At 66.4% G+C, this 11,962-nt stretch carries 10 protein-coding genes; 4 read left to right on the plus strand and 6 right to left on the minus strand.

All coding sequences use genetic code 11. The annotated features are described in order from the left end of the window. Nucleotides 1-204: 204 nt before the first annotated feature. The 3 genes from AC1MDG_RS03150 to AC1MDG_RS03160 all read left to right on the plus strand — a co-directional run bounded on the left by AC1MDG_RS03150 (nt 205) and on the right by AC1MDG_RS03160 (nt 5,263). On the plus strand, nt 205-1,599 hold the full coding sequence (locus AC1MDG_RS03150) for an MFS transporter (protein WP_479807484.1): 1,395 nt from the start codon (nt 205-207) through the stop codon (nt 1,597-1,599). Nucleotides 1,600-1,960: 361 nt separating this feature from the next. Continuing rightward, a complete protein-coding gene (locus tag AC1MDG_RS03155; RefSeq protein WP_479807486.1) occupies nt 1,961-3,709 on the plus strand; it encodes a pyruvate dehydrogenase in 1,749 nt (582 codons plus the stop codon). Between the two features lie 267 nt (nt 3,710-3,976). Further along, nucleotides 3,977-5,263 (plus strand): serpin family protein, encoded by a 1,287-nt coding sequence (locus AC1MDG_RS03160; RefSeq protein WP_479807488.1) that lies wholly within the window; start codon nt 3,977-3,979, stop codon nt 5,261-5,263. Nucleotides 5,264-5,406: 143 nt separating this feature from the next. Here the strand turns inward: AC1MDG_RS03160 and AC1MDG_RS03165 are convergent, their stop codons facing one another. Next, nucleotides 5,407-6,249, minus strand: coding sequence for a hydroxymethylpyrimidine/phosphomethylpyrimidine kinase (locus AC1MDG_RS03165; RefSeq protein WP_479807490.1), 843 nt, complete (start codon nt 6,247-6,249; stop codon nt 5,407-5,409). A 237-nt stretch (nt 6,250-6,486) separates the two neighbouring features. Between AC1MDG_RS03165 and AC1MDG_RS03170 the strand changes: the two genes are divergently transcribed. Next, on the plus strand, nt 6,487-7,182 hold the full coding sequence (locus tag AC1MDG_RS03170) for a queuosine precursor transporter (protein ID WP_479807492.1): 696 nt from the start codon (nt 6,487-6,489) through the stop codon (nt 7,180-7,182). 44 nt (nt 7,183-7,226) lie between these two features. On the opposite strand, the gene AC1MDG_RS03175 is transcribed toward AC1MDG_RS03170, so the two are convergent. The 5 genes from AC1MDG_RS03175 to AC1MDG_RS03195 all read right to left on the minus strand — a co-directional run bounded on the left by AC1MDG_RS03175 (nt 7,227) and on the right by AC1MDG_RS03195 (nt 11,953). Further along, nucleotides 7,227-7,976, minus strand: coding sequence for a dienelactone hydrolase family protein (locus AC1MDG_RS03175; RefSeq protein ID WP_479807494.1), 750 nt, complete (start codon nt 7,974-7,976; stop codon nt 7,227-7,229). A gap of 104 nt (nt 7,977-8,080) precedes the next feature. Then, nucleotides 8,081-9,388, minus strand: a complete 1,308-nt coding sequence (gene tgt, locus AC1MDG_RS03180) for a tRNA guanosine(34) transglycosylase Tgt (protein ID WP_479807496.1) — start codon at nt 9,386-9,388, stop codon at nt 8,081-8,083. 43 nt (nt 9,389-9,431) lie between these two features. Beyond that, a complete protein-coding gene (locus tag AC1MDG_RS03185; protein WP_479807498.1) occupies nt 9,432-10,157 on the minus strand; it encodes an SRPBCC family protein in 726 nt (241 codons plus the stop codon). A 77-nt stretch (nt 10,158-10,234) separates the two neighbouring features. After that, complete coding sequence (locus tag AC1MDG_RS03190) at nt 10,235-11,305, minus strand: DUF6707 family protein (protein ID WP_479807500.1); 1,071 nt, start codon at nt 11,303-11,305, stop codon at nt 10,235-10,237. A gap of 108 nt (nt 11,306-11,413) precedes the next feature. Continuing rightward, nucleotides 11,414-11,953 carry an NUDIX hydrolase family protein gene (locus AC1MDG_RS03195; protein WP_011690469.1) on the minus strand — a complete coding sequence of 180 codons (540 nt, stop codon included), beginning with the start codon at nt 11,951-11,953 and terminating at the stop codon, nt 11,414-11,416. Nucleotides 11,954-11,962: the final 9 nt, after the last annotated feature.

The raw sequence follows: 11,962 nt of genomic DNA on the forward strand, positions 1-11,962 counted from the left end.
ATCCCTTGTCCCGGCGAAACCTAAGGAAGTGTTAGGAATTCCCCCTCCACGTTGGCTGTGGGGTGGATCACCCATAGCTTGGATGAGTCCTCGGCTTTCGGAGGACCGTCAATGTCGAGGAGGAACCATGAGCAATGTTGCCATGGACAGCACAAAAGTTCGCCCGGAAAGGTTGCCGGGAGCACAGTCAAGCGAGGTTCAGCGATGAGCACCCAGCAAGCAGAAATCCAGAGTGAGTCAGCCCAGACCCGCCGCGCCGTGAGCAACATCCTCAAGGGCTCAGCCGGCAACCTGGTGGAGTGGTACGACCTCTACGTCTACACAGTCTTTGCCGCGTACTTCCAGTCCCACTTCTTCAACTCCAAGGACGAGCTGCAGGCCGGCCTGGAGGCGATGGCCGTCTTCTCGACGTCGTTCCTCATGCGCCCCATCGGCGCCTGGTTCTTCGGCCGCTATGCGGACCGCAAGGGCCGCAAGGCCGCGCTGACGCTCAGTGTGACGCTGATGTCCGCGGGATCCTTCGCCATTGCGATCCTCCCCACCACGCAGCAGATCGGCGTCTGGGCATTGTTGCTGCTGATCCTGGTCCGCCTCATCCAGGGCTTCTCCGTGGGCGGCGAATACGGCACCAGCGCCACCTACATGTCCGAGGCCGCCACATCCAAGCGCCGCGGCTTCTTCTCGAGCTTCCAGTACGTCACCCTGATCGGCGGCCAGATGATGGCCCTGCTGGTCCTCGTCATCCTGCAGAACGTCATGCCGAAGGGCGACCTCACTGAGTGGGGCTGGCGGATTCCCTTTGCCATCGGCGGCGTAGCTGCGCTGGTGGTCCTGTGGCTGCGGCGCTCGATGGAGGAAACCGTATCGGCGGAGCAGGTCGAGGCCGCCAAGATCCCGGCCGTCGCGGGCGTAGCCCAGCCCGGCACCATGAAGCTGCTGTTCACGCAGTACTGGAAGCCGCTGATGATCTGCATCGGCGTCACCCTCGGCGGCACCGTGGCGTTCTACACGTACACCAACTTCATCCTGAAGTTCATGAACGATACCTCCGGCATCGCCAAGACCGACACCTCGGTCATCAACTTCTGGGCCCTCTTCATCTTCATGCTGCTCCAGCCGGTGTACGGCATCATCTCCGACAAGGTCGGCCGCAAGCCGCTGCTGCTCTGGTTCGGCATCACCGGCGTCCTCTTCACCTGGCCGCTGCTCTCCACCCTGGCCGGCACCAAGGACCCCTTCACCGCATTCCTGCTCATGATGGGCGGCCTCCTCATCGTTGGCGGCTACACGTCCATCAACGCACTGGTGAAGGCGGAGCTGTTCCCTGCGTCCATCCGCGCACTCGGCGTCGGGCTGGGCTACGCGATCGCCAATTCGCTCTTCGGCGGAACCGTCCCGCTGATCGGCGCCGCATTCCAGAAGGCCGAGCGGGTGGACCTGTTCTTCACCTACGTCACTGTGGCCATCGCCATCTCGCTGGTGGTCTACGTCTTCGCACTGAGGAACAAGAAGGCCACCCACCTCGACCACGAACAGGGCCACGCCTGGTCCCAGGAGCGCAAGGACGACGACAAGGACAAGGACCTCCTCAACGTCTGACCCGGGGACGGTACGGCGGCCGTAAGGTTCGGGGAAGTAAAAGTACGACGGCGGGGGCCCACCCGCCGTCGTCCCCTCACCACCCCCAGGACGCTCTTTCAGATCCTGCAGGAAAAACCCGGATGCTCTCTCACTTTCTTCTGGAAAGTGAGAGAGCGTCTCGGGGTTTTTTGCCTTAAGTGAGAGAGCGTTCAGCTGGGCGAGGGTCCCCGGGGCGGCGGGCCGCCGTCGGCGGCCGCGGTCAGCCCTGAGATCCCGTCGTCTGAGAAGCCGGCGGCCCGGAACCTGGGAGGCGCCCCAAGGCGGGCGGACTATATTGGCCCTGTCAGCTCATCAAACCTGATCGCGGGAGTGTGCACTCATGGCCAAGGAACTCGCCAGCCAGCTCATTGAACAACTCCAGGCTGCCGGCGTGCAGCGAATCTACGGGATCGTGGGCGACAGCCTCAACCCGATTGTCGACGCCGTCCGCAAGACGGGCGGCTCCCAGCAGGGCGGCATCGACTGGATCCACGTCCGGCACGAGGAGGCGGCTGCCTTCGCCGCCGCGGCCGAAGCCCAGCTGACCGGCCGGCTGGCCGTCTGCGCCGGCTCGTGCGGCCCCGGCAACCTGCACCTGATCAACGGCCTGTACGACGCCAACCGCTCGGGCGCGCCGGTGCTGGCCATCGCCTCGCACATTCCGAGCAAGCAGATCGGCAGCGGCTACTTCCAGGAAACCCACCCGGACCGGCTCTTCAACGAATGCTCGGTGTACTCGGAACTCGTCAGCACGGCAGAGCAGGCGCCCCGGGTGATGCACAGCGCCATCCAGCACGCCGTCGGGCTCGGGGGAGTCGCCGTCGTCACGCTTCCCGGCGACATCGCGGGGCTGGAAGCCACCGGCGAGACGCCGCTGCCTGCAGCCTTCCGCCGCGCCACGCTGACTCCCGACGCCGCCAGCGTCCGGGAGCTCGCCGATGCCATCAACGCGGCCGATAGAGTTGCCATCTTTGCCGGCGCGGGAACGCAGGGCGCCCACGATGAAGTGGTGGCCCTCGCGGAACTCATCGGCGCCCCGATCGGCCACTCGCTGCGGGGCAAGGACCTCATGCAGTACGACAACCCATACGACATCGGCATGACGGGCCTGCTCGGTTACGGCGCCGCCGCCGAGGGCATCGAGGACGCTGACCTGCTGATCCTGCTCGGCACCGACTTTCCGTACGACCAGTTCCTTCCCGGCACCCGGACCGCGCAGGTGGACCGCGCCGCGCACAAGCTGGGGAGGCGAACCGACGTCGACATCGCCGTCCATGGCGACGTGCTGCCCACGCTCTCGGCGCTCATGCCCCTGCTCGCCCGGAAGAAAAACCGCCGCTTCCTCAACCAGATGCTCAAGAAGCACGACAGGCTGATGAACAAGGCCGTGGGCGCCTACACCCGCAAGGTGGAAAAGAAGCAGCCCATCCACCCGGAGTACGCGGCCTCGGTCCTGGACCAAGTCGCGGCGGAGAACGCCATTTTCACCGCGGACACCGGCATGTGCAACGTCTGGACTGCGCGCTACATCAACCCGCTGGGAACGCGCAGGCTGATCGGATCGTACCTGCACGGCTCCATGGCCAACGCCCTGCCGCATGCGATCGGCGCGCAGCTGGCCTATCCCGGCCGACAGGTCATTTCGGTGTCCGGTGACGGCGGCCTGTCCATGCTGCTGGGCGAGCTCGTCACCGTTGCGGCGCACCGGCTCCCGGTGAACGTGGTGGTCTTCAACAACTCCACACTGGGCATGGTCAAGCTGGAGATGCTGGTGGACGGGCTTCCCGATTTCGGCGTTGACGTGCCCGACGCCGATTACGCCGCCGTCGCCCGGGCGCTCGGCTTCCACGCCGTCCGCGTGACCGATCCTGCCCGGATCGAGGACGCCTACCGGGAGGCCTTCGCCCACCCCGGGCCGTCGCTGGTGGAGCTCATCACGGATCCGAAGGCGCTGTCGATTCCGCCGAAAATCACCGGCTCGCAGGTCCTGGGCTTCGCGACTGCGATGTCGAAAGTGGTCCTGAACCGCGGCGCCGGCGAAGCCGTCAGCATGGCCCGGAGCAACCTGCGCAACATCCCGCGGCGCTAGCCGCGCCGTTCGGCGGCAAGCAGTGCCGCCGCTTTTCGATGACCTCGTATGGACGGCCTGCCCAGGGGGAGTTTCAGCGTTGCTGAAATCGTTGCCAAAAGTGAGAGAGCGTCAAAGGACGAGACCAAAACGACGGCAAACCGTGATCCTGCGGGCATCGTTCTGCGGCGGCCAGGCTGGTTGACTGAGGAGACAGGCAGAGTCGCGCCCAGACCCGGCGCGGCAGGTTCCAAGAGCAGGTTCCAAGAGCAGGTCCCAGGGGGAAAAATGAAATCGTTCCGCGTGGCCAGAATCGCGACGGCCGGCGCCCTTGCAGCGCTCACCGCCTGCTCGGCGTCGTCCCCGGAGCTCCTGAAGGCCGACGGCGTGGAACGGGTTTCGGTGGACGACGCGGCGTATGCCGCTGAACTGCGCTCCTTCCGGGCCTCCGCTTTCGGGCTGGGCGAGGCACTGCTGGCCGACGGCGGCGACGGCTCCAACGGGAATGTGGTGTCCTCGCCGGGAAGCCTGCTGATTGCCCTCGCGATGCTCCGCGCCGGGGCCTCTGGCGAGACGGCGGCCGAGATGGACAGCGTCCTGAAACTCCCTGCGGAGAACCGCGACGAGGCCATGAACGCGCTGCTCACCTCCCTCGAGAAGTTCGACGGCGACCCCGGCTCGGTGGATGAGGACAACCCGCCGCGGAAGCCCGTGATGCATGCCGCCAACGGACTGTTTGTGGACAAGGACGTGCCGACGGGCGAGGCCTTCCTGGACACCCTGGCCCGGCACTACGGAACCGGTGTCTATCCCGTGGACTTCAGCAACGAAGGTGCAACGAAGCCGGCCATCGATGCCTGGGTGAACAGGAACACGGGCGGCCGGATCAAGGAAGCCCCCGCACAGTACGATCCGGACAACACGTTCAGCCTGCTCAACTCCCTGTACTTCGCGTCCGCCTGGAGCGCGCCGTTTGACCCGAATAACACCTCGGACCTGCCCTTCACCACCGCCGCAGGCGAGGAAATCGAAGCTCCCGCGATGCATAACGAACTGGAGATGAAATACGCGGAGGGGGCTGGCTGGAAGGGCGTGGACCTGCCCTACGCCGACGGTTTCGTCATGCGGCTGGTCCTTCCCGGCGCCGATGCAGGCGCAGGTGCAGGCTCAACGGCCCTTGGTGCGGAACGGCTCACGGAAATCGCGGACGCTTTGGACGGAGCACCGCTCGAGACCGTGCAGATCCAGCTGCCCCGCTGGGACCACAAGTGCAGTTTCGACCTGCGCAAGGTCTTCGAATCACTCGGGCTCCGGAAGACCCTCAACACCACGGAGGACTTCAACAACATCCAGCCCAAGATGATGATCACCCAGGCCGCGCAGGCTACCAACATCACGGTCGCGGAAAAGGGCACGGTCGCCGCCGCTGTCACCCAGATCAACGGCGAGGCCACCAGCGCTCCGCCGCAGCCCGAGCGCATCATCACGTTCGACCGGCCGTTCCACTACCAGATCGTGCACATGGAAACCGGGCTGCCGCTCTTCATGGGAGTAGTGGCCGACCCCCGTTCCTGACCGGACGCTCTCTCAGATCCTGCACGAAAATCCCGGACGCTCTCTCTTGGGTGAGCGAGCGTCGGGGATTTTCCTGCGACAAGTGAGAGAGCGTCCGGGGCGGTGAGCGCGGACCGCCGGGTTGGCGTCCTTCGGAAAAGGGGTTAGCGCGGGCCACCCTGCCAGAGGGCGTCGAACGGGGCGCCCGAAGCCACGCGGTTGCGGATCCCGGCGGTCACAAAGGCTTTCGCCGTGCGGGCAGCCTCGAGCGGGGTCGCACCCTTGGCCAGCTCAGCCGTCACTGCGGCGGCGAGGGAACAGCCGGCACCCGAAACTGCCACTTCGCCCACCTTGGGGGCGGAGAGGATTTCCAGGGTGTCGCCGTCGTAGTAAACGTCGACGGCGTCAGGCCCGGCCAGGCGCACGCCGCCCTTGGCCAGCACAGCGGCTCCGCTCAGCTCATGGATGCGGATGGCAGCGGCCTTGAGGGACTCGACGTCGGTGATTTCCAGTCCGGAGAGCGATTCGGCCTCGAAGTGGTTCGGCGTGACAAAAGTGGCCAGCGGCAGGATCTGCGCCTTGAGCGCCTCGTCGGTGTCCAGGGCGTGGCCCGGCTCCTGGCCCTTGCAGATCAGCACCGGGTCCAGCACCACGTTGGCGAACCCGCCGGCAGCCAGTGCGGACGCCACGGTCGAAATGGTGGCCGGGCTGCCCAGCATGCCGATCTTCACGGTGTCCAGCACGGACGGCGCGCCGGACGCCGCACCGTATGCCGCCGTCGTCGCCTCCAACTGGTCCGCGATGACCTGCTGGTCCACCGGCACAAAACGGTGGTTCCAGTTGTCGTTCGGGTTGAAGGAAACGATGCAGGTCAGGTTGGCGATGCCAAAGACACCCAGTTCCTGGAACGTCTTCAGGTCCGCCTGCGCACCGGCACCGCCCGTCGCCTCGGAACCGGCAATGGTCAGGGCGACGGCGGGGTACGTGTCAACAGCAGCAGAAGTCATCCACCCATACTGCCACCGGGCCCAAAGAGGGCGCATTGTGCGTATGACCAATATGACGGGACCCCGGCGGCCCGCCGTCGCCGCAGTAGTCGCCGCAGTAAAAGTGCGAGAATGGAACCCGGTTCCGGCGGCAGCACGCCGCGGGGACCCCTCCCAGTGCTAATACCGCCGGCTGCTGCAGCGATCTCCTCCGCGACCTTCACGGGCAGCCGCGCGAACCACTCCGAATGGATCACCATGACTTCCGCCAAGACTTTCCCCGCCCCCGCGGCGCCGAAATTCGCCTCGATCGGTTCCCCCTATTTCGGCATCATGCTGGCCTTTATGGCGGTGGTGCTGATCCTGTCCAACATCGGCGCCTCAAAGGGCGTGGCGATCGGTCCGATCATCACGGACGGCGGCTTCTTCCTCTTCCCGCTGGCATACATCCTGGGTGACGTCATCAGCGAGGTCTACGGGTTCGCCGTGGCGCGCAAGGCAATCATCACCACGTTTGCCCTGTCCGTGTTCGCCTCCGTCTGCTACTGGGTGATCATCGCGCTGCCCGGCTTTGACGACGAATTCGGTGCTTCCAAGCAGGCCGCGCTCGAGGGCGCCCTGGGTCCGGTTCCGCAGATTGTGCTGGCTTCGCTGCTGGCGTTCGTGGCCGGCCAGACCATCAACTCCTGGATCCTGGTGAAGATGAAGGCGCGCACGGGCGAGAAATCCCTGTGGGCGCGGATCATGGGCTCCTCAGTGGCCGGTGAATTCGTGGACACGCTCATTTTCTGCAGCATCGCGGCGTCCGTCATCGGCATCACGGACGTGGGCACCTTCGTGAACTACGTGCTGGTGGGCTTCCTCTACAAGACCCTCGTGGAGTTCCTCTTTGTGCCCGTGACTGCATCTGCCATCGGCTGGATCAAGAAGCGCGAACCCAGCTACGGGGCGTAGCCGCCCCCACCCCGGCCGCCGGTGGGGCTGGTAGTGCCGGTGGGTCAGCCCTTGAGCGTTGAGTCCAGGAGGGTCCGGAGTTCGCGGAAGTGCCGTTCCGTGGCTTCGGCGTGGAATGCAGAGGTGTCGGCCATCGAATACCCGTGGGATGCCCCGGGGTAGATCTCGTTCAACGCCTCGAGGCCCGCGGCGTCGAGCGCCTCGCCCAGGCGCGCGACGGCGTCGGGATCCATGCTCTGGTCATGGTCGGCGTGGCCGAACACGAACCGGGCCGAAGCCTTGCCGAGTCCCAGATGGGGGCTGTCCGGGGCGTCGGTGGCCAGGCCGCCGCCGTGGAAGCCCCCGCAGGCTGCGACCACTCCAGGGTGGGCGGTAGCCGTGCGCACCGCGAGCCGGGCGCCCATGCAGTATCCGAACGTACCGACCGGGCCGGGTGCGACGCCGTCGAGCGTCCGCAGGGCAGCAACCCACGCATCGATATCCGGCTGCGCCTTGTCCGTAGTGAGGCGGCCGACCCGCGGGAACGCTGCCTTGCCGGCAGCCGCCCGGCCCTCGGAGGTGGTCATGTCCGTGCCCGGATCGAGTTCCGCGGCCGTCCCCTCGCGGTAGAAGACGTTCGGCGCCAGGACCACGTAGCCCCAGTCCGCGATGCGCTGCGCCATCTCCTGGATGCGGGGACGCAGGCCGAAGGCGTCCATGTACAGGATGACACCCGGGAAGGGGCCGACGCCGGTGGTGGGGCGGGCGACGAGGGCCTCGGCAGTTCCTTCTGCGGCTGGGATCTTGATGAGCATCCGGTCAGGATATCGGACGACGACGGCGGGAGGCGCCTTTGGGGCGCCGCGCCCCTGCGCCCGCCCCTGCGGCCCGCCCCATACGCCCGCCACATACGCCCGGCCTAGGCGTAGTAGCGGCCCAGGGTCTCGGCCTTGAAGTCGAAGAAATTGCCTGCCTCGATGGCCAGCCGGGCGTCGTCCACCATCTTCACCACGAAGCGCTCGTTGTGGATCGAGATCAGAGTGGCCGAGACCATCTCCTTGGCCTTGAACAGGTGGTGGATGTAAGCCCGCGAATAGTTCAGGCAGGCGTAGCAGTCGCAGCCTTCCTGCAGCGGGCCGAAGTCGCGCTTATACTTGGCGCCGGAGAGGTTGAACCGCCCGTCCGGGTGGTAGAACGCCGAATTGCGGGCAACCCTGGTGGGGGAGACGCAGTCGAAGGTATCCGCCCCGTTCTCGATCGCGGTGAAGATGTCGTCCGGCTCGGAGATGCCCAGCAGGTGCCGCGGCTTGTTCTCCGGCAGTTCCTCGTTGCACCAGCGAACGATGGTTCCGAGGTTCTCCTTCTCCAGTGCCCCGCCGATGCCGAAGCCGTCAAAGTTCATGGCGCCGAGGTCCCGGCAGGCCTTGCGGCGCAGGTCCTCGTACTGGGCGCCCTGGATCACTCCGAACAAGGCCTGGTAGGGCTTCCCCACCCGTTCGTCGGTCAGCCGGAAGTGCTCGGTGATGCAGCGTTCAGCCCAGCGGCGCGTCCGCTCCAGTGACTCCTCCTGGTAGCCCCGCGAGTTCTGCAGCGTGGTCAGCTCGTCAAAGGCGAACATGATGTCCGCGCCTATCCGGTGCTGGACGTTCATCGAGATCTCGGGGCTAAAGCGGTGCCGGTCGCCGTTGAGGTGGCTCTTGAACCACACGCCCTCCTCATCCACGTGGGCCAGCCGTTCCTTGCCGGGGGCGACGGCGTCGTCCGGCCCGGAAGTGTCCACCGACTTCATGTCGATGACTTTCTTGAAGCCGGAGCCGAGGCTCATCACCTGGAAACCGCCGGAGTCCGTGAACGTGGGCCCGCGCCAGTTCATGAAGGCACCCAGGCCGCCGGCTTCGTCCAGGATGTCCGCCCCCGGCTGGAGGTACAGGTGGTAGGCGTTGGCCAGCACGGCCTGGGCGCCGAGTTCGGCGACGGACTCGGGCAGCACCGACTTCACCGTGGCCTTGGTGCCCACGGCGATGAACGCCGGGGTCCGGATCTCGCCGTGCGGGGTGGTGATGGTGCCGGTGCGGCCCAGGAACTCCCCGCCGTTGGCGGCCTCCTGCTCCGGCGTCGGCGAGCATGTCTCGCTCAGCCGCTTGCCCACGGTGAAGGAAAACTCGGACTGCAGGGCTGCGGCTGCCGGCTCGAGAGGCGGGAGTGAAGGATCAGTATTGGCTGGCACGGTTCAAGTGTGCCAGCTTGGCACCGGGAAACTTAGCCGGGGGTCAGTGCACCGGGTCCGATGTGGGATAGTTCTCAGCCCGCCAGCTGTCCAAGCTGTTGCGGATTTCCTCCAGCCGGTGGGCGCCGAGGTCGTAGGTGGACACGATCACCATGGACCCGCCGTCGGGCCTTATGTCGGCAATGGGCGGCTGGTCGGCCACGATCAGCAGGCCGTCGCCGTGCTCGGCGTAGCTGTGCACGGTGAGCCCCACCTGGTGGTTGGTCCGGTACCAGACCTTGCCGGAGATCTCGTCTCCGGTCCCAAGGGTCAGCGAATACGGCTCTCCCGGCTTGGGCAGGTCCCCCAGGCCCAGCTTGTCGATGGCCGAACCGTCCCCGCCCGGAACGGAGAAAAAGGCCGTGCGGCGTTTGCCGTGCGGGTGGTGCTCCAGGGCGAAGCGGAGCTGCTGGAGGAACGTCAGCCAGCTTTGGGTGATGTCCTCGTCCCAGGCTGCCCACTCGGAATTGTGGTCCAGGGCGGCCCGTGTCACGCTGACCTCGGTGCCGGCGGGGACGGGTTTGAGGGTGAACTCGTCCCCGCCGTCCACGGTCAGGCTGGTGTGGTCCGAACCTTCGACTACGGTGTCCTTGAAGTAGATCTCGTTGATTTCGGCCGCAAGATCGTCGGCCTCCCAGCCGTGCCACTGGGCAACCTTGGCCGGTTCGCGCAGCATTGTCCAAACCTGCTGCGCATCGGAGTTGATCACAACGCTCAGATTGTTCGTCATGGGGCGAATCTACAACTCCCGGCGCCGCCCGGGTAGGGCCTAACGGGTACGGACTCGAGGACGGGGGCTTACGGGCCTTAGCCCCGCACGGACTCCAGTTCGTTGCCGATCCGGCGTTCCAGTTCCTTCAGCCCGATCGTTTCCGAGCCGCCGTGAGCCCGCAGGAACATCAGGGCCTCAAGCCGGAGCAGCCGCCATTCGCGTTCGGCGTCAGGGTTCGAATTGTCGATCGCCCGGAAGATTTCCTTGTCGTACAGGTTGGGTTCGTTCAGCGAGCGCTGCCGGACCTTGGCATTCATCCGGGCCTTGAACGGGTCCGTTTCCATCGCGTCGGGGGCACGGAGGAGCTTTTCGTACACCTCGGCGCGGTCCTCCTGCCCGGTCTGCCGGCAGATGTAGCTGGACAGGGCCAGCGCCGCCTCGACGGACGTCCAGCGGCCGGGGTTGCCGTCGAAGGGCAGCACATTGAGCAGGTCCGCTACGGCCAAGGCGCCCTCGGCATCCTTGAGGACGACGAACAGTTCGTGGGCGAGGTCGTTGAGGTCCTTGAGGCAGCTACCGGACTTGGTGTTGATGCCCTTGGCCAGGCGGTCACTCAGCAGCATCACGCCCGACGCGTCCGGGTGGGCGGAGGCGGCCGCCTCCACCACAGACTCGGGCGTTCCCGAGGGCTCCGGGATCAGCGCCAGTTCTTCCTCGCTGGGACCGGCCGCGGCGGCCGCTGTCGGTGTTGTGGCAGGAAGGGGAGGTACAACGACGGCGGGAGCCGCCGGGGCGGAGTCCTCCCCGGCGGAGTCTGCCCGGGCGGCGCGGGGCTCAGCCAGCTGAAGCGGGCTGGCGGCGTCGGACTCTCCGGAAACTGTCGTCTCTTCGCCGCCGGCGTTGACTGCGGTGGTCCCGGCAGAGACCGACTCCCCGCCCGTCCCGGGACCCGCCACCAGGACCGTGGAGCCGGCCGCGATGCGAAGGATCCCGCCGCCGGTGAGCGTCGCGAGGACGACGGCCGGGGTGCCGAAATCGTCGTCCTCGATGAGGACGCTCTGGATTTCGGCGGACCGTTCGCCGTCGGGTAGGAGCAGCAGGTGGCCGGTCTGCAGAGAGCCAGCCTGGAGCTCGCTGTAGTGCTGGGCGGCTGGGCGGTGGGTCATCGGGGGTCCTTAAGTTCTCTTGCGGTCCGCCCTACAGTCTACAAAGGAGCCTGCCCGAAATCGGGGACGCCCGGGTTCCTTCGAGCGTCCCCGCCGAAGCCGCGGGGCTTAGCTGCCGACGCCCGCGAACGCGAGTGCCTGCCGGACCAGGACCCCGCGGCCGCCGCTGAATTCCAGCTGCACATCCGGGCTCAGGACCTCTTCGGGGGTCATCCAGGTGAGCTCGAGAGCGTCCTGGCGGGGCTCGCACTCACCCGTGACCGGAATGATGTAGGCCAGCGAAACGGCATGCTGGCGGTCGTCGGTGAAGCCCGTGTGGGACGGTGCCGGGAAGTACTCGGCCACGGTGAACGGCACCGGGCTGATAGGCAGCTGCGGGAAGGCCAGCGGGCCGAGGTCCTTCTCCATGTGACGGAGCAGGGCGGCGCGGATGGTCTCGCGGTAGAGGACTCGGCCGGACACGAGGGAGCGGATCATGGTGCCGTCCTCGTCGGCCTGCAGCAGCGTGCCCACTTCGTTCACGAACCCCAGCGGATCAAGGCGGACGGGTACGGCTTCCACGTAAACCATGGGAAGCCGGCCCCTGGCTTCGAAGAGGTCCTCATCGGACAGCCAGCCGGGATTCGGGTCAGGAGTGCGCACGTTCATGCTTAAGTT

The organism is Arthrobacter sp. AIWTK1 (genome assembly GCF_056680535.1).